Here is a 22,552-nt window from a genome sequence, read left to right on the forward strand (position 1 = left end):
TTCAAGATGCCTTTCCACAAAGTTATCCACGCCCTCATTGTGTAAAACGAGGGCGTGGATTAAACTTAGGTCAGACCTTCTGTATACGGTCAATCAATTCGTTGAGAATGCCGCCAAGGCGGGCATCGGTTTCTTTGTCCTGACTGATTTTGTCATAAGCATGAATAACGGTAGTATGATCCCGGCCGCCAAAGAATTGGCCAATCTGCGGCAGAGAGGTTTCCGTCATTTCGCGGCAAAGGTACATGGCAATCTGCCGCGGGTACGCTATTGTTCGCGTGCGCTTCTTGGATTGAAGGTCTTCAATTTTTATTTTGAAATAAGATGCTACGATTTCCTGAATCACGTCCATGGTGACTTCCTTGGCCTTGCCGTTGGGAAAGATATCCTTCAGGGCTTCGGCTACGAGGTCTGTATTCACCGGGCGTTTGGTCAGCGAAGCAAATGCGACAACGCGGGTCAGTGCACCTTCCAGCTCACGGATATTGCTGTCGATGCGGCTGGCGATGTAAACCATCACATCATCAGGAACACTGAAGTGGTCGCTCTGGGCCTTGTTCTTCAAAATGGCGATGCGGGTTTCCAAATCCGGTGCCTGAATGTCCGTGGTTAGTCCCCATTCAAAACGGGAACGCAGGCGTTCTTCAAGGCGTTCCACTTCGCGGGGCGGCCTATCGGAAGAAAGGATAACCTGCTTCTGGGCATCATAGAGGGTATTGAATGTATGGAAGAATTCTTCCTGCGTACTGGTCTTGCCGGAGATAAACTGAATATCGTCAATCAGCAGAACATCAATGTTGCGGTACTTCTGACGGAATTTGTCCGAGGTACCCTGCTGGATAGCCTGAATGATTTCGTTGGTAAACTGCTCGCTGGATACATAGAGCACCCGCATCTCGGGGTGGTTTTTGAGTACCCGGTTGCCGATAGCATGCATGAGATGGGTTTTGCCCAGCCCCACGCCGCCATACATAAAGAAGGGATTGTAAGTCTTGCCGGGCTTATCGGCTACCGCCATAGCTGCTGCATGGGCGAAATTGTTGGACTTACCGGTTACGAAGGTATCAAAGGTATATTTGGGATTAAGGGAAGAATTGTCGCCCGGAGCTACGATATGCGTTTCCGGAACGGGCTGTTCATCGGCAGTTTTTCCTTCGGGAAAGAGTGTTCCCTGATTGGGATTTTCTTTTTTCGCCGGCCGGCGTACAGGTTCATCTTCCGCAACGGCAGATGTGTTTTCCTGTACCGTCAGCAGGACGGTGATGGGGGCACCCAATACGGCGCGCGCGGCATCTTCAATAAAAGTCTGATAGTGTCCGGCAATCCACTCCTTGGCCATTTCGGTCTGGGTGCCGAGTTCCAACGTGTCATTTGCAAGGGAGAGCGGCTCAACGGGATTTAGCCAGTTAAATGCTGTGGGGGCCAGTTGTTCCTTCATCTTGTCCAGAATCTGTGCCCAGACAGCCTGCAGCTGTGTTTGCTCCATTTAGAAAGTTCCTTTCTGCATATAAAGTATGATAGGATTTTTTTCCACAGGTGTATAACTTTATCCACATGATTATCCACAGCTGTGGATAAGTAAAGGTTTCCACGAGGGGTGAGGCGGGAAAATGGGATAAAAATGCGGGAGTCAAATCCTCCCGAAAATCAATGCCTGTGAAGTTTTCCGCTAATTTATCAACAATATCTTACCAAAATCAAAGTGAGTTATCAACAGTTTTTCTGTGGATATGATGATATTGGCAAAAATTATCCACAGAAAGACGGCAAAAAAGCGTGGATATTATATTGACACTGCCACGGCCTTAAGCTATAATTTACAGTGATTCTTAGTGCGAGGGAGACCCTTGCCTGAGAGATGAATACGAATTTCTGAAATCAGAATAATATCCGTTTAAGGAGGTGTATACCGAATGAAGATGACTTTTCAGCCGAACAACCACTGGAGAAAGAAGACCCATGGCTTCCGTGAGCGCATGAAGACGAAAGGCGGCCGTCTCGTTTTGAAGAGAAGACGCCAGCGCGGCAGAAAGAAGCTTTCGGCATAAATTTTAAAGCAAGGTCACTTCCAAGTGACCTTTTTCTTTGATTATTAACGTTAAGTTTTTAGATAGATTTTGGTGAATTTAGGTATGTTTGAATTACCGAGAAGGCGAATGCTCAAGCGCCGTAACGACTTTCAGCGGGTTTACCGTCAGGGAAAGTCACTGGCTAACCGCTATTTTGTTCTCTATGTATTTGAATCGGAGGCTTTAGCGGGAAAAGTCGGTTTTGCTGCTGGAAAAAAACTGGGCTGTGCGGTGAAACGCAACCGGGTAAAACGGCTTTTGCGGGAGACTTACCGCCTGCACAGCCATGAACTGCGTCCGGGAATTGCCCTGCTTTTGGTAGGGCGGCAGGCTATGCTGAATGCAAAATGCCCGGCAGTGGAGCAGTCCTTTCTGTCGCTGGGAAAAAAGGCAGGCATTTTTCAGTGAAACGATTTTTGCTGGGGCTGGTTTGGCTATATCAGCATTTTATTTCCCCGTTGAAACCGCCGACTTGCCGTTATATTCCGACTTGTTCGGAATATGCGCGTATTGCGATTGAGAAATATGGGGCCCGCCGTGGCGGCTGGCTGGCGTTAAAGCGTATTTTGCGCTGTCACCCTTTCCACAAAGGTGGTTATGACCCTGTTCCATAAGGTTTATAGGTTTTTAGATTAGGACGTGATGGTTTGGAATTTTTTAGCTCGATTTTTTCTCCGATTGAAAGTCTCCTGCGTTTTGTGCTGGAGAGCCTCTTTGCGATAACCAGTGCGGCGGGTTTTGCCAGCTATGGTTGGGCAATCATTCTGCTGACGATTATCGTCAAGATGGCGCTTTATCCGCTGACGGTAAAGCAGGTCAAGTCCATGAAGGCCATGCAGGAACTGTCCCCGAAGATGAAGAAGATTCAGGAAAAATACAAGGATAACCCGCAGATGATGCAGCAGAAAATCGGTGCGCTGTATCAGGAAGCAGGCGTCAATCCGTTGGCTGGCTGTCTGCCGCTGCTCATTCAGATGCCGATTCTCATGGGCATGTATTATTCCCTGTATAATTTCAGCTATCCTACGCCGGAGTCCGCTTATTTCCTCTGGATGACCAGTATGTCTGACCCGGACCCGCTCTATATTCTGCCCGTCCTGTCGGCACTCACGACGTTCCTCCAGCAGAAGATGACCACGACGGATTCCAACAATCCGCAGATGAAGATGATGATGTTCATCATGCCGCTGTTTATCGGTTGGATCAGTATTAATTTCCCCTCCGGTCTGGTACTTTATTGGGTAACGATGAACGTGGTACAGATTGTTCAGCAGTGGTGGATGTATCGTGGTGATAACACCGCACCGAAAAAGGAGGCTGCCTGATGGCAAGCGTAGTTGAGGCAACGGGGAAAACCGTTGCAGATGCACTGTCTTCCGCTCTGCGGCAGCTAGGCTGCACGGAAGATGACGTGGACTATGAAGTTTTGGAAGCTCCTTCCAAGGGCTTTTTGGGCTTGTTTGGTGTAAAACCAGCCAAAATCAAGGTGACGAAGAAGGAAGCGACTGTGCAGAAGACGGCTGCTCCTGTAGAGCAGGAACCTGCGGCTGCAGAGACGGTTTGTGTCGAACCTGAAGCCGTTGAGGTGGAAGCTCCTGCCGAGACAAAGATAGCTGGTGTTTCCGCCGAGGAACAGCTGGCGCGGGCAGAAAAGTTCCTGCGGGAAGTATTTGCCGTCATGAACCTTGAGGTCAACTGGCAGCAGAGCGAAAGCGAAGAAGGCGTTGTCTTTAACCTTGAAGGCGAAAATTTGGGTATCCTGATTGGCAAACATGGCCAGACGTTGGATTCCCTGCAGTATCTGACCAATCTTGCCGCTAACCGCGGTGTGGCCGAAGACCGTGTCCGCGTGATTATTGACATAGAAGGCTATCGCGCCCGCCGCGAGGAAACCTTGATGCGCCTGGCTGGTCATCTGGCTGAAAAGGCCTGCCGCATCGGCGAGGAAGTTCATCTTGAACCCATGAACCGCCATGAGCGTAAAATCATTCACATGGCTCTGCAGGATAACCGCCGTGTGTCAACTTACAGCGCCGGGGAGGAACCGCGCCGTTATGTGGTGATTGTTCCCCGCCGCCGTCGTTCCCGCCGCCGCGATTATGAAGCGCAGGAACGCTACAACGAAGATTAATAAGCAATTTTGCTAAGAGAGCTGTGAAAGGGCTGTCTCATTATTGAGGCTGCCCTTTTACTATTATCGAGTAGGTGAGATTATGCAAGGAGATACGATTAGTGCTATTGCCACCGCCCAGGGCGAGGGCGGTATCGGCATTATCCGTCTGAGCGGAGAACAGGCAATAGCTGTAGCGGAAAAGATGTTCCGGCCTGCCAGCGGCAAGGTGCTTAGCGACTATGCCAGTCATCGGGCTGTCTATGGCCGTATTGTGGACGAAGCTGGTCAGGTTATCGACGAAGCGATGGTGCTGATTATGAAGGCGCCCCATTCTTATACGAAGGAAGATGTGGTGGAGCTGCAATGTCATGGCGGCGTTATGCCCCTGCGCAAGACGTTGGCGCTTACTTATCAGCATGGCGCAAGACCGGCTGAGGGTGGTGAGTTTACCAAACGTGCATTCTTAAATGGCCGTCTGGACTTATCCCAGGCACAGGCGGTTATGGATATCATCACCGCCAAGACCGACCGCTCGCTGAAAATGGCAACAGGCCATCTGACCGGTGCGTTTTCCGCGCAGATAAAATCCTTCCGGCAGGAGATTTTAGGGCAGATTGCGCACTTGGAAGCCGCCATTGATTTTCCCGAAGATGAAGTAGATGATGTGGTAACGGAAAGTGTAGCTGAAAAAGTGGTTGAAATACGCAACTATATAGCAAAACTCATTAAAACCGCCGGCACAGGCCGTATTCTGCGGGATGGACTTATGACCGCTATCGTCGGCAAGCCTAACGTTGGCAAGTCCAGTCTCTTAAATGCCTTATTGCAGGAAGAACGCGCGATTGTCACCGATATTCCCGGTACGACCCGCGATTCCATCGAGGAATATGCCAATGTGGGCGGCGTTCCCCTGCGCATTATCGACACCGCCGGCATTCGCGCCACGGAAGATGTCGTGGAAAAAATCGGTGTCGAAAAGGCACGGCAGATGGTCAGTGAGGCCGCTTTGGTACTGGCTCTCTTTGACGGTTCAAGGCCGCTGGACAGCGAGGACGAGGAAATCCTCTCCCTGCTTGCCGGGCGGGATGCTATCGTCCTGCTCAATAAGAGCGATTTGCAATCCGTGGTTACGGCAGAGGTATTATCTGCCAAGGCAAATGTTCCGGTTATCGAAATTTCCACCAAGGAAAATCATGGTCTGGATACGCTGGTGCAGGCGATTCAGGATAAGGTTTACGGCGGCGCGGTGGCAGCTGATGAAGGCAGTTTTGTCAGCGATGAACGGCAGGCCAATCTCCTGCGGCAGGCAGATATTCATTTAGCTGCGGCCCTCACGACCATTGAAGCAGGCATGGGGCTGGACTTTATCTCCATTGACCTGCGTTCTGCCTGGGAAAAATTAGGCGAAATCACCGGCGATACGGTGGGCGAAGATATCATTGATGAGATTTTCTCGAAGTTCTGTATTGGTAAATAAGAAGGTAAGGAAAATGGAAAGTAAAAACGTATTTGTTGCCGGCTCTTATGATGTAATCGTAGTGGGGGCAGGTCATGCCGGCGTAGAGGCGGCACTCGCAGCTGCCCGCATTGGCTGTAATACCCTGCTGACAACGCTTTCAATGGACAATATTGCCATGATGCCCTGCAATCCGTCCGTAGGCGGCCCGGCTAAAGGCCATCTCGTGCGGGAGCTTGATGCTTTAGGCGGGGAAATGGGCGTCAATGCCGACAAGACCTGCATTCAGTTCCGTATGCTCAACACGGGCAAAGGCCCGGCTGTCCATGCCCTGCGTGCCCAGGCGGATAAAAAGCTCTATCAGTTCACGATGAAGGAAACCTGCGAACAGACAGAAAATCTGGATGTCAAACAGCTCTTGATTGATAAACTGCTGGTCGAAGATGGCAAAGTTACCGGCGTACAGTCCGAAACCGGTGAAATCTATCAGGCCAAGGCTGTCGTTATGGCTACGGGAACTTACCTCAAGGGCCGTATCATTATCGGTGAACACACTTACGAGGGCGGCCCTGCCGGACAGCGGGCGGCGGTGAAGTTCTCCGATTCGCTCAAAGAATTTGGCGTAAAGCTGATGCGCTTTAAGACGGGTACGCCCGCCCGCGTAGATGCCCGCACCCTCGATTACAGCAAGATGGAAATTCAGCCCGGTGATGAGGAATGCCGCAACTTCTCCTTTATGAGCGATGAAGTGACCCGTGAGCAGATTCCCTGTTACCTGACCTACACCAACGAAGAAACCCATAAAATCCTGCGGGACAATATGGAACGTGCCCCGATGGCCAATGGCATTATCGAGGGTATTGGCCCCCGTTACTGCCCGTCCATTGAAACGAAAATCCTGCGTTTCCCAGACAAAGAGCGCCATCAGCTGTTCTTAGAGCCGGAAGGCCGTCATACCAACGAGGTCTATGTGCAGGGCATGTCCACGTCCATGCCCATGGATGTACAGCTCGACTTCCTGCGCACCATTCCGGGGCTGGAACACGCCAAAGTCATGCGCGCCGGTTATGCCATTGAATATGACTGCATTGACCCCACCCAGTTAAAGCCGACGCTGGAATTCAAGAATATCCACGGCTTTTTCTCGGCCGGACAGGCTAATGGCACCTCCGGTTATGAAGAAGCGGCGGCACAGGGCATTATCGCCGGTATCAATGCCGCCATGCTGATTAAGGGTGAAGAACCGTTGGTATTAAAGCGCAGTGAAGCCTATATCGGCGTGTTGATTGATGATTTGGTGACTAAGGGAACCAATGAGCCGTACCGCATTATGACGAGCCGCGCCGAATACCGCCTGCTGCTGCGGCAGGACAACGCCGACCAGCGATTGACGCCGCTCGGCCGCCGTGTCGGTTTGGTCAAAGATGACCGCTGGGCAAGATATACCGAAAAACAGAATGCCATCAATGAAGCCTTGGACTATCTGCGCAAGAACAGCATTAACCCCACCAAGGAAATCACGGAAAAACTCACGGCAGCAGGTATTGAACCGGTGCGCAATGCGACGAGTTTCTATGACCTCCTGCGCCGTCCGGATTTGGACTATGATAAACTCGCAGAGCTTTTCGACCTGCCGGAACTCAATAAGGAAGTCAAACAGCAGGTGGAAATCACCATCACCTATGAAGGCTATATCAAAAAACAGCTGGAACAGGTCGAGCGCATGGAAAAACTCGAAGAAAAACTCCTGCCGGAAAACCTCAACTACGATGATGTACCCAGTCTGCGTGATGAGGGCCGGGAGAAGTTAAAGGCTATCCGTCCCCGCTCCGTAGGCCAGGCCAGCCGTATCAGCGGCGTATCGCCGGCAGATATTTCCGTGCTGCTTATCTGGCTTGAACAACAGCAGCGCCTTAAGGCAGGGGAGGGGAAAGCCGATGTTTAAGGAAGAACTTGCCAAAGCGGCAGCCGAATACGGCATAAACCTTAGCGCTACGCAGATGGAGCAGTATAACCGCTACTTCGAACTGCTGGTGGAGTGGAATGAAAAGATTAACCTCACCGCCATCACCGAGCCGAAGGAAGTTGCCATCAAGCATATGATTGACAGCATTACGGCCTATGATGAAAACCTCTTTAAGGACGGTACCACCGTGATTGATGTGGGCACCGGCGCAGGCTTTCCCGGCCTGCCCTTAAAGATTTTCTGCCCGGAAATCAAGCTGACGCTTATGGATTCCCTCAACAAGCGCATCAAGTTCCTGCAGACGGTGGTTGAGGAACTGGGGCTAAAGGATGTTGAATGCGTCCATGCCCGCGCTGAAGAAGGTGCCCGCAATAAAAAATACCGCGAGTCCTTCGATATCGCGGTATCCAGAGCCGTAGCAAGACTGCCCATTCTCTGCGAATACTGCCTGCCCTTTGTCAAAAAAGGCGGTCATTTTATCGCCCTCAAAGGCATGCAGTATCATGATGAAGCAGATGAAGCCGCCAAGGCCATAAAGGTCATGGGCGGAAGTAAGACGGAAATCCGTCCGGTGAAATTGCCGGAGCTTGACGACAAGCGGGCGGTCATCACGATTACCAAGACCATGCCCACGCCGAAAGCCTATCCGCGCAAAGCCGGGACACCAACCAAAAATCCAATCGTATAAAGCAGGAAAAGCCCTTATTCAACGCGAATAAGGGCTTTATAGCGATATGCGCTTTTGCGGAGAAAAATGAATGTTGAAAGGAGCGTTGTCTATGTGGAAAAAAATCGTTGCTGCCGTAGGCTGTGGGGTATTGTTGTGGGGAGGCAGCCCCGCAATGGCCGCTGAGCAGCAGAATGCCATGCAAGTCTATAAAGAGGCATATATGGCCAATCTCGATGATGAGCGGGCTTTATATACCAGTATGGATTTGTTTGGCCCAAATTATCATTGGGAACTGGATGCCAAAGGCAAGGTCTTGCGGAATAACAGCATGTATTTGCAAGGCAATCTGAGCTGGGAGCTTACGGAAAAAAAGACCGATATCACCAGCCATGAAAATATCCCCTTTTATATGGAGAATGAAAACAGCATTCTGACCATCTATGCACAGCGGGCAGGCAGCTGGGGCAAATTGACACTGCCGGGGATTCCTGCAGAGCTGGCAAATGTTTGGCGGACTGGTGCCGTAAACTTTATGGACGAAAGCCTGCAGGCGGTGAAAAACGTCTCCATTGAAAATGAAACCGACAAACATCAGGGCTTGCGGATTGTTATGGACGCAGGCAAAATGATACAGATATCGGAAAAATATTTAGACGACGATGGTACGGTTAAGCTTTCGGAAAAGGAAAAACAGGAACATAAAGCGATGATGGATAACCTGGCGAAGGCACTGCAAGGCACGGATTTAACGGTGGACTGGGTAGTGAATAAGGCCGACCGTAAGACTGTGACCATCAGCACCGATTTAACCCCAATGATTCGGGCGTATGCTAGAAATGTCATCAACGATATGGCTGCCGGAAAAATCAAATTGAGTGATGACGAACGCGAAATGATGGAATCGCTGGGCTATTTCAGCGAATTGAAGTTCTATATGAGCTATATGGGCGTCAATCAGAATGAAAAATTCACTATACCTAATGATGTCCGCAAATCCGCAGTGGAACTGCTCAATCTGACCGATATTCAAAAAGGCGTATCCGAAGCGTCACAGACGGGGAAAAAGTAAGAAAAAGACAAACGAAAAGCCGTCCATTGGTCTTGGACGGCTAATCTCCCTCTACGGCTGACCTTTGCCCGAGGTATTTACTGATTGCTGCACTACTTCATCAGCACGGTGAATAGATAGTTGGCTACCAATCCTGCTATCAAAGAAAGCAAGAAGTCACGCAACAAGGTTGAAAAATGCATTCACAGACCTCCCTTCCGCTGAGAGGTGCACAGCAAAATAAGTATAGCATTTTTTTTAGATGTATGCTACAATGAATATAGGTTGAGAATTGCATGAACAGTAGCGTTGCAGGTTGACCGCTTGTGACGCACAGGGTCCGCTATGAGGACATGAAAAGCCACTCTTTTGGTCGAGAGTGGCTTTTTTTTCTTGTATTTAAAATATAAAAATGGACTTTTGTGAAAATTTACGCTATAATGTAGGGTGCAGATAAAGATGAAAGATTACTGTGGATTACAAAAGGAATTGTAGGAGGACAGTGGAGATGGTGAAGAAGAAGGTATTGACGGTATTAGTTGTGGGAGCATGTCTTTTTGGGGGACAGTCCTTTGGTTTACTTCCTATAGATAAGGATTGTGCGGTGGCTGAAGCAAAAAGCCAGCCCCGGATTGAGGTTATGGATCGGGAGCTGAAAAAGAATAAGGGATATGAAGCTTCTGATGTATATCGTCGTGCTCACGAAATGATTTATAACGATGAAAAGCCGGGGCGTGATGGCCGCACCCGCATTGCCGTGGTCATCAATGGCGATGAAAATATGATTGTGGAAGACCGTATAAAGAATCAGGTGTACAGCCATTTACGAAAAAAATTCCCCATTGATTATTTTGCGGTTATGAAGGGGACAGATATCAACAGCAGGTTGTTGCAATATGCTGAGGACATGTATTATGACCAGCGGGAATATGCAACGACTAAGGAACGTGAGTATAACCATTCCAATTCCACGAGAGGAATAAGCGCTAAGATTAGCGGGGTAAAAAATATTTTTGATTCGGTAACAGATTCAGCACATAATGTGACATCATCAGATAATATTAAGGGAACTCGAAACGGTAATATGTATAATACCTATGAGAATGATAGTGACCTTGATGGTGATATTGATAATAGGTGGTATGGAGGGGAACGTAGGTCTGATGACTATACAGGTACAGTAGACCGCAATGCATCAGGAACAGGACATGTTGATACTGACACTGACCATAAGGGCTGGGGGGCATCTATTGGTTTTGGAGCCAGTACCAGTAGCAGTTCTGGGGATGAAACACGTGTAATAAAATCCTCAAAAGTTGACGTTGATGGCATGGCTGTGGGGAATCGTCCCCGTGGTCTTGCCGATATGCGGCGAATGGATTATGTGCGGGCTGGCCGCGAATGCAATTACGACTATGTATTTGTCCTGACCCTTAGCAATGGCAAAGGAAAAATCTATGGGCACGACTTTATTGTAGCGAATACCAATACAGTAACGAAAAATGTGTGGCTGCGTGTGCGCTTGGTGGATGTAAAGAGCGGCGATTATATCTATCGCAATGACATAGCCGCCCGCGGCGAAACGCATAACGGACATATCAATGGCCGCGTTTTGGAACGTTCGGTAGCTAATGCGATGAAGGAGGCGATGGACGATATCAAGGTTAGTGAGCGTTGACCATGTTGCATGATGATATAAGCAGGGGAAATCCCTGCTTATTTTTTCAGGGACGGAGAAAAGGATTTTTTTTACACATGGAGAAATAGTACACAAGATAGTTTTGTCAGAATAGAGGTGGGATAATGAAGAAGTGGCAGGGGTGGACAGTTGCAGTCCTTACGGCTTTGTGCTTGTGTATGCCTTTGACAACGCAGGCGGCAGAGGAAATCGGAGAAGAACCCGAAGAAATAACGACCAGTGAACCGAGAACGGACAACAGCCGTGCAGACGATTGGTTCAGCAAGCAGGACAGCAGCAGTTCGGAAAAAGGTGCTTTGGGCAGAGCGCTGGATAGCAAGCGTCAACAAAATGGAGAGGCCAATAAGAAGGTACGCTATGTCTATTTGTTGGAAGATAATGGTTTTGCCTACTATATGGACACGCGAAGTGCCAAATGGAAGAAAATACCTTATTCGGAAAATGAGGATATCGTAGATGTTTGGATTCGGCTAGTGAAAACCACGCCTGATGATGAGTACAGTTATCCGCAGAAGTATTTTCTTGAACACTATTATTTGCGGCCCAAGACGAAGCAAATCCAGTTTTTAAGTGAACTGGAGGTTGCCGGACGGCCGGATAATTCGATTAAGGAACGGCAGTACCGTGTACAAAATTGGGAGGATTTGATTTCTGGTTCCCTGGAAGATGAGATTTACCATAATGTCATGAAGTATATGAAGCGTGACCCCGTAGCTCATTGGTTTAAGGGAAAGAGTATGCGTGATGTGCTGGAAGATACCCTGCGTATATCCATATAAGAAAAAATACAAAATCGCTGACGGATTGCCGCCAGCGATTTTGTTGTGTGTATAGTATGTAAGAACGGGGTAAGCAAATTAATGATGGAACAAGCGAATATGCGTCATAGCCATGGTCATATTGTACTTGTCGCAGGTGGCGATAACATTATCGTCACGGATGGAACCGCCAGCCTGCGCGATGTAGCTGACACCGCTCTTGCGGGCGCGTTCGATATTGTCGCCGAAGGGGAAGAAGGCATCGGAGCCAAGAGCCACACCGGTTTGCGTAGCCAGCCAGGCTTTCTTTTCTTCGCGGGTAAGCGGTTCCGGTTTTTCGGTGAACAGATGTTCCCAGTTGCCGTCGGTTAATAGGTCTTCGCTTTCTTCGCCAACGTATACATCAATGGCATTGTCTCTGTCCGGGCGGCGAACTTCTTCTTTGAAGGGCAGGTTCATCACCTTGGGGCACTGGCGCAGATACCAGATATCTGCCTTGTTGCCCGCAAGGCGGGTGCAATGTACGCGGGACTGCTGACCAGCGCCAATGCCGATGGCCTGACCGTCCTTGGCATAGCAGACGGAATTGGACTGGGTGTATTTCAGGGTAATCAGGGAAATCAAGAGGTCACGCTTGGCGCTTTCCGGCAGTTCTTTGTTGACCGTGGGAATTTCCGTCAGGCAGTCAGGCGTAATCTTGATGTCATTGCGCTGCTGTTCAAAGGTAATGCCAAAGACCTGCTTCTGCTCCAAAGGCTCCGGCTGGTAGTTCGTATCCATCTGAATGACCAGGTAAGTGCCTTTGCGCTTGGATTTTAAGATTTCCAGTGCTTCGGCGGAGTAGGAGGGGGCAATGATGCCGTCGGAAACTTCGCGCTTCAGGAAGCTGGCCGTCTGGGCATCGCATTCATCGGAGAGGGCGACGAAATCCCCATAAGAGGACATACGGTCAGCACCACGGGCGCGGATATAAGCCGTAGCCACAGGGCTGAGTTCTACGCCCTCGACAAAGTAGGCTTTTTGCAGGGCTTCGGAAAGGGGAACGGCAACCGCTGCGCCAGCCGGGCTGACGTGCTTAAAAGATGCAGCGGCAGGCAGGCCGGTGGCTTCTTTGAGTTCACGCACAAGCTGCCAGCTGTTAAAGGCATCGAGCAGGTTGATATACCCCGGTTTGCCGTTCAGCACCGTAAAGGGCAGACCTTTTTCGCAGAAAACTCTGGCCGGTTTCTGATTGGGGTTACAGCCGTATTTCAGTTCCATTTCCGTCATTGCAAATCTCCTCCATATAACGCAAAAAAGCCGACACAAATCCAGGCATTCACCCAGACGGTCGGCTTTTCTTCCCTGTGCTCCCTGTGGTTATCCACTTCCGTCAGTCGCACAGCATCAACTACAACGAATTTAACACGAATAATATGCGCTTGTCAAGGACATTTTTAATTAGGCAAATGGCGAAAAAATTTCTGTTAGATTTCTTCTTTTTATGGTATGATAGGGATTAGTGAGGTTTGTTTTTTCCTGCGGCCAGCAAAAATGACCGCAGATTGCTTATAATTCAAGGGGGAACTTCGATTATGTTAAAAAGCATTGCAGTCATGACCAGCGGCGGCGACAGCCCCGGTATGAATGCGGCAGCCCGTGCAGTTGTGCGTACGGCGCTCTATGAAGGGGTAAAAGTTTGGGGTATCCGTGATGGTTATCATGGCCTGCTCGAAGAAAATATGTTTGAAATGCAGTCCAAAGACGTTGGCGATATCATTCAGCGTGGTGGTACGTTCCTGGGAACGGCACGCTGCAAACGCTGGAAGACGCCGGAAGGTCGTATGCTCGGCTATCAGCACCTCGTTGACCGTGGGATTCAGGGCCTGTGCGTAATCGGCGGTGACGGCTCCCTGCGTGGTGCTTCCCTGTTGTCGCAGGAAACGGGCATTCCTATCGTAGGTCTGCCGGGCACCATCGACAATGACGTTTGGGGTTCTGACTACACGATTGGCTGCGATACGGCAGCTAATACCATCATTGATGCCATCAATAAGTTACGTGACACGGCTTCGGCCCATCGTCGTGTCATCGTTATGGAAGTAATGGGCCGCAGTTCGGGTTGGCTGGCATTAGTTGCCGGCATCTCCGGTGGTGCAGAGTACATTCTCGTACCGGAAGAACCCTTCGATTTGGACAAGCTCTGCGATGATATGAAGAACGCTTATGCTCAGGGCAAGCGCTATATCCTCGTGGTTGTTGCTGAAGGTGCAGGCAATGCACAGGAAATCGGTGATTTCATTGCCAAGAAGACGGAACTCGATACCCGTGTAACGGTACTCGGCCACATTCAGCGTGGCGGTTCGCCGACGGTCATCGACCGCGTACGCGCCAGCCAGCTCGGTGAGCAGGCTGCACTGGCCTTGATTTCCGGTCTGTCCGATGTGGTATTTGGTTTCAGCAAGGGCCGTGTAGTGTCCATCGACCTGCATGACTCCGTAAACAACAAAAAACAGCTTGACCCGGAATACCTGCATCTGGCAAAAGTTTTGTTCTAAACATAATGATAAATAAACACAAAAGGGAGGCGATTCGCCTCCCTTTTTGCTGTTGTATGTTATTTTTGTCGAACGTGAATAATGTGGATAAATCTGTGGATAAAATGTGATTAGCTGTGGAAAAGCAGCGTTATTTTTTTACCAATTCTTTTGCCAGTTCGACCGCTTTTACGCCATCTGGTGCGTAGGCATCGGCGCCGGCACTGTCCGCATACTCTTGGGTAACGGCGGCGCCGCCGACCATGACTTTGGCGGCACAGCCTGCCTCTTTGAGGTCGGCAATAACCTTGTCAATCTGCACCATGGTGGTGGTCATCAGGGCACAGAGGCCGACAATATCGGCATTGTTTTCGATGGCGGCTCTGACGATATCGGTGCTGTCCACATCTTTGCCGAGGTCGATTAGCTTAAATCCGCTATTGGCCAGCAGGGCGCCGGTGATGTTCTTGCCCAAATCGTGCACATCGCCTTTGACGGTGGCAATGACGACTGTTCCCTGTTCCGGGGCCTGATTGACCGGTGTCAGTTCTTTGAGCTTGTTAAAGGCTGCCCGCATGGTTTCGGCAGACAGGAGTACCTGCGGCAGGAACATACGGCCTGCGCCGAAGTCCACGCCGATATCCGTCATGGCGGCAGTCAGTGCCTGCTCCGTGATGGTGTTGCCGTCAATTCCGGCGTTGAGGGCATTTTCGACCAGCATGGGCACTTCGTCCTTTTCACCGTCAATTACGGCTTGTTTGATGGCTTCCAGCGGTGTCTGCTCCGTCACTTTGGCGGTGGCGGCGGCTTTTGGTACGGCCAGGTTGGCCGCATTTTTGCTGTAGGCAAGACCGTTGGGGTCATCGCCTAAGAGCGCGGCAGAAGCCATCAGGGCGTTCTGCATGGATTCGTCATAGGGATTCATAATGGGGGCGTCGAGTCCTGCCGCCAGACACATCGCGAAGAAGGTGCTGTTAATCAGCGGGCGGTTAGGCAGGCCAAAGGAGATATTGGAAAGGCCCATGGTCGTCGGATAGCCGAATCGCTCTCGATACATCTGCAGGGTAATAAGCACTTCATAGCAGGCGTTCTTGTCGGCAGAAACAGTCATAACCAAAGCATCCAGCAGGAAATCGCCATCGTCTAAGCCTGCGTCCTTAGCGGCGGCAATGATTTTGTGCATGACTTCGATGCGTTCTTCGGCAGTTTTGGGAACGCCGTCCGGCGTGATGGGCAGACAGAGAATGGCAGCACCGTAGCGCTTCGCCAGAGGCAGGAATTTTTCAATGCGTTCCGGCTCGAAACTTACGGAGTTGATGAGGGCGCGGCCGGGATAGGCTTTGAGTCCTGCTTCTAATGCTTCGGCATCGCTAGTGTCAATGGCCAGTGGCGCATCGGTAAGCTGGGCGATTTCGGTGACGGCCTTGGCCATGGCTGCAACCTGGTCGATGCCGCCTACGCCCATATTGACATCGAGCAGATGAGCGCCGGCTTTGACCTGATTGACGGCTTCTTTTTTTACGCCGAGCAGGGAGCCTTCGCGGATTTCGGCGGCCAGTTTTTTACGTCCCGTGGGGTTGATGCGTTCACCAATCAGGCGGGTAGGCAGGCTCTTATCAATGCAGACGCTTTTGCTGCGGCTGGTCAGCCAAAGTCTTTTGGCTGGAAGTCTGCGTTCCGGCAGGGGCAAATCCTTTACGGCTTTGGCCAGTTCCCGGATATGTTCGGGGGTTGTGCCACAGCAGCCGCCTAAATAGCTGGCACCGGCTTCCAAAAGTTTTACGCCCCATTTGCCGAAATCTTCCGGCCCCATGGGAAAGACGGTCTGACCGTCTTTAAGGTAGGGCATGCCGGCGTTGGGCAGTACGCTGATGGGGCAAGTGCAGTTTTCCGCCAGCGTCTTTACGATGGGCACGAGTTCTTCCGGGCCGAGGGAGCAGTTGACGCCGATGATGTCTGCGCCCATGGCATCGAGAAGAATGGCGGCCGATTGCGGGTCAGTACCTGTGACGGTGCGGCCGTCCTCGCTGTAGGAAAGCTGACAGATTACCGGAATATTGCAGGCATCTTTGGCTGCCAGCAGGGCGGCACGCATTTCCTGAATGTCGATACAGGTTTCAATGATGAGGTAATCGGCACCGGCCTGGGCAAGGGCCTGTGCTTGCGCGAAGAAATTATCATAGGCTTCATCGAAGGCCAAATCGCCCAATGGTTCGATAAAACGGCCCGTTGGCCCCATGGAACCGGCGACTTTTGCCCGGCCCTGTGCGGCTTCTTTAGCAATTTTTACAGCGGCGGCATTGAGTTCGGCCATGCGGTCGGTCAAGCCATAGTGCTCTAATTTCAGCGGGCTGGCACCAAAGGTATTGGTTTCAATAATGGTGGCGCCAGCTTCGATATATGCCCGATGGATATTTTTTACCACTTCGGGATTTTCGATGTTCATGAGTTCCGGGCAGGCTCCGGGCTGAAGGCCGCCAGCTTGCAGCATGGTACCCATGGCACCGTCAAAGATTTCAATTTTACACATACATTCAGCTCCTGTTCTGGGAGATTTATTTTCTGCGGGAGGGGCAGTTCTTTTGCGTACAGGCGGCACAACCCTTGGGGCTGTGCTTCGCCGTACTGTTTTCCTGTTTGCGGTAGAGTCCAATGAGGGCGGTGATGCTCTTGCGCGGGGTGAGCATCATGGAGGTGGTGAGCTTTACGCCAATTTGTTCGGCCTTGGCCAATCGGATTAATTCCGGCTGCTGCGTTAGTGGCCAGTCCCCATAGCCGGGACTAAAGCGCCATTTCCGTAAAAAGCCCTGCGCGGCCATCTTGGGGCTGATGGCCTTTTCCATGCCATCGGCAAGTTGTTCCACGGCAGCGGTCGCGGCCGCGTCCATGAGGACAGCGCTGCTGTATTCCCCGCTCGAAAAGCGTCTGGTGATATCTTCTTCGATATCTTCGCCTACGGTAGCCGATAGGGCAATAACCTTTTCGCAGCCAGCCAGATGTTGGCCAATTTTTTTCCCCTGCAGCTTGCAGGGGGGATTGGCGTTTATCGTTTGTGTTTCACAATCGTAATCGTAAATCTCCCAGATTCCTTTAGGTTTTGCCAATAAGCGGGTATCTTCGCAGGCTTCCAGGATTTTTTCTTCGTCAAAGTCAACGGCTTTTTGCAGGCCTGCATAGCGCCGGGCTTCGGTTGCATCAATGGAAAGCAGGGGTGCATTATAAATAGGCATCAACTCACCACCTTAAAATTTTTTTACTGTTTCACGTGAAACAATAGCATTTTTTTGCATTTCATATTATTATATAGGTATGCTGTTTTTGGGCGAGGGTAAAATTTACATCTGTCCAAAAGAAAACCTGTAATGTAACAATTATACTTACTTTTAAGGAAATACACAAGCATTACTGTAACTTATAGCACAGTGTAAGAAAGTGGTGAACGATTTTGGCAAAGATTATCGCAGTTGCCAATCAAAAGGGCGGTGTGGGCAAAACCACAACGTCGGTGAATTTAGCGGCCTGTCTGGGGGCAAAGAAAAAGAAGGTCCTGCTGGTGGACTGTGACCCGCAGGGAAATGCCAGCAGTGGTTTTGGCGTGGATAAATCGACCTTGCAGGGCAAGACCATCTATCAGGTGCTGATTGACAATGTACCGGTAACAGAGGTGCTTCAAAAGACGGAATTCAAGGTGGATATTCTGCCGGCCAACATTGATCTGGCTGGTGCTGAGGTCGAGCTGGTGGCCGCAATTTCCCGTGAAACGCGGTTGAAAAAAGCACTGGATGCCGTGCGGGATAATTATGATTACATCATCATTGATTGCCCGCCCTCATTGGGGCTGTTGACGCTTAATTCGCTGACGGCGGCCGATTCAGTACTGGTGCCGATTCAGTGCGAATTTTATGCGTTGGAAGGTGTAGCGCAGCTCATGCGCACGATTGAACTCGTACGCAGCAATCTGAATGCGAATTTGAAGCTGGAAGGCGTGGTCATGACCATGTATGATTCCCGTACAAAACTGGCAGAACAGGTAGTGGCTGAAGTACGGAACAGCTTTGACACGATGGTTTACAAGACCATGATTCCCCGCAATGTGCGCCTGAGTGAAGCACCTTCCTTTGGTCAGCCCATCATTTATTATGATAAGAAATCCAAGGGCTCGGAAGTGTATATGAAGCTGGCGAAAGAGGTGATTGCTTGTGGCTAAGCAAGGCGGCCTGGGCAAAGGGTTAGGCGCATTATTGGGCACGCCAAAACCGGTCAGTGAAAACGTATCTGCAGAGAAGGCGCATAAAATCGCGATTGAGGCGATTCAGCCCAATCGCTATCAGCCACGCTTGGAGTTTGATGAAAGTGCCTTGGAGGAGCTCAAGGATTCCGTTAAGGAGTTTGGTGTTTTGCAGCCTTTACTGGTACGTAAGGTGGCAGAAAATCATTATGAGCTGATTGCCGGAGAACGGCGCTTGCGGGCGGCAAAACTGGCTGGTCTTACGGAAGTTCCGGTAGAAGTCCGGGAATACAACAACGAAGAAATCGCTCAGATTGCCCTGATTGAAAATATTCAGCGGGAAAATTTGAATGCGATGGAAGAAGCCAAGGCTTATGAGCGCTTGATGAAAGAGTTTAAGCTCACGCAGGAAACGGTGGCCAAAAAAGTGGGGCGCAGCCGTTCCCATATTGCTAACTTCCTGCGGCTCCTGAATCTTGCTGAACAGGTGCAGGCATATGTGGCCAACGGCAGTCTTTCCATGGGACAGGCCAAGCCACTGCTGGCTTTGGAAAATAAAGATTTGCAGCTGGAAGCGGCAGATTATATTCAGAGCAAGGAGCTTTCTGCCCGCCAGTCGGAACAGCTCGTGAAGAAACTGCTGGAAAATCCGCAGCTGTTCCATGAACAGGCAGGAGAAAAGCCGGAGAAGGTAAAGCCTGTGCAGGACATCTTTATTCGTGATGCCGTGGATACACTGAAGGAAATGTTTGGCACGCAGGTGCGGATTCAGAGCGGCAAGAAAAAGAGCAAACTGGAAATTGAGTTTTATTCCCCTGAGGACTTAGAGCGCATCATGGGGACTTTGCTTGACCGAACGAATGCGAAGCAGGTAAAGAAAGATGCGCAGCAGCAGTCTGTTCAGATGGGGAAATTCACGGTATAAAAAAGAGGGGTTTTGGTTTCTAGCATGGATATGAAATATTTTATGAAGTTTATGGGCGATAATATGCCATTTTTAGTAGTGATTATGGCTGTGGTTATATTGATTATGCTTTGCATTATGATTAAGCAGGCATGGACGCTCAGTTATATGAAGAAGCGCTATCGCAAAATGATGAGTGGCGTTGATGGGGATAATCTGGAACGGCTGCTCATGGGACATATCGATGAGGTGCGTCATGTGGTGGAAGAAAATAAGCGGCTGGATACTGAAAACCGCCGTATAGATGAGCTTTTGCAAATGGCAGTTACCCGTGTAGGCATGGTCCGTTTCCGGGCTTTTGAAGATATGGGCAGTGACCTCAGTTATGCCGTGGCCTTGTTGGATTCCCACAATAATGGCGTAGTGATGTCCAGTATTTTTGGACGCGAGGATTCTCGTGGTTATGCCAAACCGATTGAAGATGGAAAATCCATTTATCCGATGACGAAAGAAGAAGAACAGGCTTTGCAGGAAGCGATGAGCAAGGCAAAATGATTTTTTTGAGAAAGGAAGGCTCAAATGTCAGCAGACAATGAAAAAAGTAAGACTGCTGCGGAGGAGTATACGATTAAATTTATCCCCCCACAGGGTGGCGACACTAAGACGATTCGCCTGCCGGGTGCGCTGTTGAAATACGGTGTGATTTCTCTTTTGGCTGGCGCGATGCTCTTTGTTGGTGCGTTCAGCTATGCGGTGTACAGCACGTTTGTCAATCGCAATGGCGCCGCCGAGATTGAAGATTTGCGTCAGGTAAACAGCATTCAGCAGGAACAGCTTTTGCAGCTGGCCAAGAAAGCGAATGCGCTGCAGGAAGATATGAACCAGCTCAAGAAGCTGGAAGAGGATATTCGGCGTTTATCCGGGGCACAGCCGATGCAGGAAAATAATTCAGGCAATGGTGATGGCAGCCAAAGTACTGACCCGGAAACGCATAACGGGCAGGGGGGGCCAATCAGCACACCTACGGTGCAGAATGTCAGCGATACATTGGCATTGGTGGAGCAGGGCCTGGCTGTCCGGCGGCAGTCCCTGAACGCATTGAAGGAAGAACTCAGCCAGCGGCAGCAGGAACTTAAGGCAGTCAGCATTAACCTGCCTGGGGGCACAACGCCTGCTATTTGGCCTGCACGCGGTGTAGTAAGTTCGCCGTATGGTCTGCGCTGGAATGGTTCGGATTTCCATCCGGGAATTGATATTGCCAATGATATGGGAACACCGATTCTCGCAACGGCAGACGGTGTGGTGCGTGTGGCTGGCTGGAATGATGGCGGCTACGGCAACATGGTGGATATCGACCATGGCAATGGCATTATGACCCGCTATGGGCATGCCATGCAGGTGGCGGTAACGGCTGGACAGCAGGTTCGCCGGGGGCAGGTAATCGCCTATATGGGCAGTACCGGATTCTCGACGGGGCCGCATGTGCATTATGAAGTGCGGATTAATGGGCAGGCGGTAAATCCATCCGCATATCTTCATTAAATTTTGTTTGGTTAACCTCATAGCATAAAGGCGCCCGCGGGGCTGTTGTTATGTTTTCTTCGCCATAGACAGGCTTGTCAAAAGCTGCGAAAACATAACAACAGCCCCGCGGGCTTAGTTTGTTGCATTGGATTTTTCATCTTGGCAATAAGGCGCCCCAGGGGACTGGCAGTATTTTTCCTTCGCTGAGACAGGCTTGTCAAACGCTGCGGAAAAACACAGCCAGTTCCCTCGGGCTTGGTTCGCATTATAGAAGATTTTCCTTTAGGTGTTATAGGGGCTGTTCGTTTGGATAGGGGATTGCTTGTTTTGTAGTCCTTTGATGATGTATAATTAAATATGTCTATAGAATATTAAGAAAAGTTATAACCGGAAATAGGGGCGGTTGTATGTCGTTGAGTGGGGATTTAGTCGTATTTATTGACGCGGAAAATGCTTCGCCTAAGTGGGGCGTGCCGCTTTATGTGTGGCTCTGCCAAAATTTTAAGGTGCGGGAATGTTATTGCGTGGGCAATCGGTCTAAAACGGGAAATGAGTATTTGCGTCTGGAAGGGCCGAAGTTCCACATTGTCAATAGCATGGTGGGGAAGGATTCGGCAGATACCTGGCTGGTTATGCTGGGGACGCGGGAGCTTTGTTTGCGGCGTTCGGTGAAGAAAATTGCGATACTTTCCAATGACCGGGATTTTGCGCCGCTGGCCTATCTTGCCGCTGAACGCAAGAAGAAGCTGATTATCTATGCGGCTGCGGTCAGTGGTGTGGAAGGGCTGAAGCAGGCGATAAAGCGGATTGAGCCAGGGGAATCTGCGGCGGTGGAAACCATTGATTTAGATAAGCTCGTCGGTCAGCAGCTGGGCCGGCCGGTAGAGAGCTGGCAGGAAAAGCTGCTCACGGGTGCTAGAAAATTAATTAAGTTTCCCGGAAAACTTTGGCCGAGAAAAAACAAGACTGCTGCTCTGCCTTCGGCGAATGTAATGGAGCCGTATCTGCTGACACTGGCAAAAGGAAAAGCGGTCAGCAGGAATGTGGGCAAGAAAAAAAAGAAGGGGCATCAGAAGCAGGAACTCTCGTTGGTTTTCAGCCAGCCGGATGGTGCAAGTGAACGCTTATTTCGCAATTTATCTCCGGAACTGCACAATTATTTAGCCAAACGCCAAAGTCAGGTAAAGTTGATTCTCGCACCGGGAATAAATGGTGAGATTATAGAAGTTCCCTTTATCAATGGTATGCGCGATACGGTTTTTTTGGCGTTTCTCGTCGCCTTTAAGGTGGTCAAAAAAGGTAATCTTGATGATGTATTTTACCGTTCACTGGGGTTGGTTTGCCGTCAGAACGCTGTCTATTACGACAGTGAGGAATTGGATTCTTTTGCTGCTGATGAATAAGTATTATGTATACTTGTTTGCTGTTCCAGCGAAAGGAAGAAGGCTATGTATTCCTGTATACCGTAAAAAAATACATAACATAACAAAAGCATTATAAAAGAAAAAGCCTTATGCATTTCCGTGCATAGGGCTTTTTTATTGCCTTTTCAGCTATACCTAATTTGTCACACTGTAAATGAGTATTTTTATAAAAATACA

At 50.0% G+C, this 22,552-nt stretch carries 21 protein-coding genes and 1 riboswitch; of the genes, 17 read left to right on the top strand and 4 right to left on the bottom strand.

Translation table 11 applies throughout. The features are described from left to right. Window positions 1-70: 70 nt before the first annotated feature. Window positions 71-1,486: a chromosomal replication initiator protein DnaA gene (dnaA, locus tag G598_RS0103415; protein ID WP_026765758.1), complete on the bottom strand. Its 1,416-nt coding sequence runs from the start codon at window positions 1,484-1,486 to the stop codon at window positions 71-73. A gap of 427 nt (window positions 1,487-1,913) precedes the next feature. Between dnaA and rpmH the strand changes: the two genes are divergently transcribed. The 11 genes from rpmH (at window position 1,914) to G598_RS18455 (ending at window position 11,800) form a co-directional block, all read left to right on the top strand. Beyond that, window positions 1,914-2,048 carry a 50S ribosomal protein L34 gene (rpmH, locus tag G598_RS0103420; RefSeq protein ID WP_014425951.1) on the top strand — a complete coding sequence of 45 codons (135 nt, stop codon included), beginning with the start codon at window positions 1,914-1,916 and terminating at the stop codon, window positions 2,046-2,048. An 84-nt stretch (window positions 2,049-2,132) separates the two neighbouring features. After that, window positions 2,133-2,477, top strand: coding sequence for a ribonuclease P protein component (gene rnpA / locus G598_RS0103425; protein ID WP_026765759.1), 345 nt, complete (start codon window positions 2,133-2,135; stop codon window positions 2,475-2,477). After that, window positions 2,474-2,683 carry a membrane protein insertion efficiency factor YidD gene (gene yidD, locus G598_RS0103430; protein WP_026765760.1) on the top strand — a complete coding sequence of 70 codons (210 nt, stop codon included), beginning with the start codon at window positions 2,474-2,476 and terminating at the stop codon, window positions 2,681-2,683. Before rnpA ends, yidD begins: the two co-directional genes overlap by 4 nt. A gap of 33 nt (window positions 2,684-2,716) precedes the next feature. Further along, entirely contained in the window at window positions 2,717-3,394 is a 678-nt protein-coding gene (locus tag G598_RS0103435; protein WP_026765761.1) for a YidC/Oxa1 family membrane protein insertase, read from the top strand. Then, entirely contained in the window at window positions 3,394-4,200 is an 807-nt protein-coding gene (jag, locus tag G598_RS0103440; RefSeq protein ID WP_026765762.1) for an RNA-binding cell elongation regulator Jag/EloR, read from the top strand. The genes G598_RS0103435 and jag overlap by 1 nt, the downstream gene beginning before the upstream one ends. A gap of 82 nt (window positions 4,201-4,282) precedes the next feature. Next, complete coding sequence (mnmE, locus tag G598_RS0103445; RefSeq protein ID WP_026765763.1) at window positions 4,283-5,659, top strand: tRNA uridine-5-carboxymethylaminomethyl(34) synthesis GTPase MnmE; 1,377 nt, start codon at window positions 4,283-4,285, stop codon at window positions 5,657-5,659. A 13-nt stretch (window positions 5,660-5,672) separates the two neighbouring features. Continuing rightward, window positions 5,673-7,583 carry a tRNA uridine-5-carboxymethylaminomethyl(34) synthesis enzyme MnmG gene (gene mnmG / locus G598_RS0103450; protein ID WP_026765764.1) on the top strand — a complete coding sequence of 637 codons (1,911 nt, stop codon included), beginning with the start codon at window positions 5,673-5,675 and terminating at the stop codon, window positions 7,581-7,583. Then, window positions 7,576-8,292 carry a 16S rRNA (guanine(527)-N(7))-methyltransferase RsmG gene (gene rsmG, locus G598_RS0103455; protein ID WP_026765765.1) on the top strand — a complete coding sequence of 239 codons (717 nt, stop codon included), beginning with the start codon at window positions 7,576-7,578 and terminating at the stop codon, window positions 8,290-8,292. Before mnmG ends, rsmG begins: the two co-directional genes overlap by 8 nt. Window positions 8,293-8,383: 91 nt before the next feature. Continuing rightward, window positions 8,384-9,343: a hypothetical protein gene (locus G598_RS0103460; RefSeq protein WP_026765766.1), complete on the top strand. Its 960-nt coding sequence runs from the start codon at window positions 8,384-8,386 to the stop codon at window positions 9,341-9,343. A 487-nt stretch (window positions 9,344-9,830) separates the two neighbouring features. Further along, a complete protein-coding gene (locus G598_RS0103465) occupies window positions 9,831-11,000 on the top strand; it encodes a hypothetical protein (protein ID WP_026765767.1) in 1,170 nt (389 codons plus the stop codon). Between the two features lie 125 nt (window positions 11,001-11,125). Further along, on the top strand, window positions 11,126-11,800 hold the full coding sequence (locus tag G598_RS18455) for a hypothetical protein (RefSeq protein ID WP_051179877.1): 675 nt from the start codon (window positions 11,126-11,128) through the stop codon (window positions 11,798-11,800). Window positions 11,801-11,878: 78 nt separating this feature from the next. Here G598_RS18455 and G598_RS0103475 read toward each other — a convergent pair whose 3' ends face one another. After that, the gene (locus tag G598_RS0103475) at window positions 11,879-13,048 is read right to left on the bottom strand and encodes a phosphoribosylaminoimidazolecarboxamide formyltransferase (RefSeq protein WP_026765768.1); all 1,170 of its coding nucleotides are present in this window, start codon (window positions 13,046-13,048) and stop codon (window positions 11,879-11,881) included. Window positions 13,049-13,092: 44 nt separating this feature from the next. Further along, window positions 13,093-13,169, bottom strand: a riboswitch (ZMP/ZTP riboswitch). A 184-nt stretch (window positions 13,170-13,353) separates the two neighbouring features. Between G598_RS0103475 and pfkA the strand changes: the two genes are divergently transcribed. Then, on the top strand, window positions 13,354-14,316 hold the full coding sequence (gene pfkA / locus G598_RS0103480; RefSeq protein WP_026765769.1) for a 6-phosphofructokinase: 963 nt from the start codon (window positions 13,354-13,356) through the stop codon (window positions 14,314-14,316). 130 nt (window positions 14,317-14,446) lie between these two features. Here pfkA and G598_RS0103485 read toward each other — a convergent pair whose 3' ends face one another. Both G598_RS0103485 and G598_RS0103490 read right to left on the bottom strand, forming a co-directional pair. Next, window positions 14,447-16,825, bottom strand: coding sequence for a homocysteine S-methyltransferase family protein (locus G598_RS0103485; RefSeq protein ID WP_026765770.1), 2,379 nt, complete (start codon window positions 16,823-16,825; stop codon window positions 14,447-14,449). A gap of 25 nt (window positions 16,826-16,850) precedes the next feature. Further along, on the bottom strand, window positions 16,851-17,525 hold the full coding sequence (locus G598_RS0103490; RefSeq protein ID WP_026765771.1) for a vitamin B12 dependent-methionine synthase activation domain-containing protein: 675 nt from the start codon (window positions 17,523-17,525) through the stop codon (window positions 16,851-16,853). Between the two features lie 215 nt (window positions 17,526-17,740). On the opposite strand from G598_RS0103490, the gene G598_RS0103495 reads away from it, so the two are divergent. The 5 genes from G598_RS0103495 to G598_RS0103515 all read left to right on the top strand — a co-directional run bounded on the left by G598_RS0103495 (window position 17,741) and on the right by G598_RS0103515 (window position 22,354). Then, the gene (locus tag G598_RS0103495) at window positions 17,741-18,502 is read left to right on the top strand and encodes a ParA family protein (RefSeq protein ID WP_026765772.1); all 762 of its coding nucleotides are present in this window, start codon (window positions 17,741-17,743) and stop codon (window positions 18,500-18,502) included. Continuing rightward, complete coding sequence (locus G598_RS0103500) at window positions 18,495-19,448, top strand: ParB/RepB/Spo0J family partition protein (RefSeq protein WP_026765773.1); 954 nt, start codon at window positions 18,495-18,497, stop codon at window positions 19,446-19,448. Before G598_RS0103495 ends, G598_RS0103500 begins: the two co-directional genes overlap by 8 nt. 24 nt (window positions 19,449-19,472) lie before the next feature. Further along, window positions 19,473-19,982: a DUF4446 family protein gene (locus tag G598_RS0103505; RefSeq protein WP_026765774.1), complete on the top strand. Its 510-nt coding sequence runs from the start codon at window positions 19,473-19,475 to the stop codon at window positions 19,980-19,982. A 24-nt stretch (window positions 19,983-20,006) separates the two neighbouring features. Continuing rightward, window positions 20,007-20,969, top strand: coding sequence for a M23 family metallopeptidase (locus G598_RS0103510; RefSeq protein ID WP_026765775.1), 963 nt, complete (start codon window positions 20,007-20,009; stop codon window positions 20,967-20,969). A 389-nt stretch (window positions 20,970-21,358) separates the two neighbouring features. Then, the gene (locus G598_RS0103515) at window positions 21,359-22,354 is read left to right on the top strand and encodes an NYN domain-containing protein (RefSeq protein ID WP_026765776.1); all 996 of its coding nucleotides are present in this window, start codon (window positions 21,359-21,361) and stop codon (window positions 22,352-22,354) included. Window positions 22,355-22,552 lie beyond the last annotated feature (198 nt).

Source organism: Selenomonas ruminantium subsp. ruminantium ATCC 12561 (assembly GCF_000424065.1).
In the GTDB taxonomy this organism is placed as follows: domain Bacteria; phylum Bacillota; class Negativicutes; order Selenomonadales; family Selenomonadaceae; genus Selenomonas_A; species Selenomonas_A ruminantium.

What these genes read in the sequence shown, in the direction of transcription:
- dnaA (WP_026765758.1), bottom strand. Translation starts at nt 1,486, where the DNA reads ATGGAGCAAACACAGCTGCAGGCTGTCTGGGCACAGATTCTGGACAAG.
- rpmH (WP_014425951.1), top strand. Translation starts at nt 1,914, where the DNA reads ATGAAGATGACTTTTCAGCCGAACAACCACTGGAGAAAGAAGACCCAT.
- rnpA (WP_026765759.1), top strand. Translation starts at nt 2,133, where the DNA reads ATGTTTGAATTACCGAGAAGGCGAATGCTCAAGCGCCGTAACGACTTT.
- jag (WP_026765762.1), top strand. Translation starts at nt 3,394, where the DNA reads ATGGCAAGCGTAGTTGAGGCAACGGGGAAAACCGTTGCAGATGCACTG.
- mnmE (WP_026765763.1), top strand. Translation starts at nt 4,283, where the DNA reads ATGCAAGGAGATACGATTAGTGCTATTGCCACCGCCCAGGGCGAGGGC.
- mnmG (WP_026765764.1), top strand. Translation starts at nt 5,673, where the DNA reads ATGGAAAGTAAAAACGTATTTGTTGCCGGCTCTTATGATGTAATCGTA.
- rsmG (WP_026765765.1), top strand. Translation starts at nt 7,576, where the DNA reads ATGTTTAAGGAAGAACTTGCCAAAGCGGCAGCCGAATACGGCATAAAC.
- G598_RS0103460 (WP_026765766.1), top strand. Translation starts at nt 8,384, where the DNA reads ATGTGGAAAAAAATCGTTGCTGCCGTAGGCTGTGGGGTATTGTTGTGG.
- G598_RS0103465 (WP_026765767.1), top strand. Translation starts at nt 9,831, where the DNA reads ATGGTGAAGAAGAAGGTATTGACGGTATTAGTTGTGGGAGCATGTCTT.
- G598_RS18455 (WP_051179877.1), top strand. Translation starts at nt 11,126, where the DNA reads ATGAAGAAGTGGCAGGGGTGGACAGTTGCAGTCCTTACGGCTTTGTGC.
- G598_RS0103475 (WP_026765768.1), bottom strand. Translation starts at nt 13,048, where the DNA reads ATGACGGAAATGGAACTGAAATACGGCTGTAACCCCAATCAGAAACCG.
- pfkA (WP_026765769.1), top strand. Translation starts at nt 13,354, where the DNA reads ATGTTAAAAAGCATTGCAGTCATGACCAGCGGCGGCGACAGCCCCGGT.
- G598_RS0103485 (WP_026765770.1), bottom strand. Translation starts at nt 16,825, where the DNA reads ATGTGTAAAATTGAAATCTTTGACGGTGCCATGGGTACCATGCTGCAA.
- G598_RS0103490 (WP_026765771.1), bottom strand. Translation starts at nt 17,525, where the DNA reads ATGCCTATTTATAATGCACCCCTGCTTTCCATTGATGCAACCGAAGCC.
- G598_RS0103505 (WP_026765774.1), top strand. Translation starts at nt 19,473, where the DNA reads ATGGATATGAAATATTTTATGAAGTTTATGGGCGATAATATGCCATTT.
- G598_RS0103510 (WP_026765775.1), top strand. Translation starts at nt 20,007, where the DNA reads ATGTCAGCAGACAATGAAAAAAGTAAGACTGCTGCGGAGGAGTATACG.
- G598_RS0103515 (WP_026765776.1), top strand. Translation starts at nt 21,359, where the DNA reads ATGTCGTTGAGTGGGGATTTAGTCGTATTTATTGACGCGGAAAATGCT.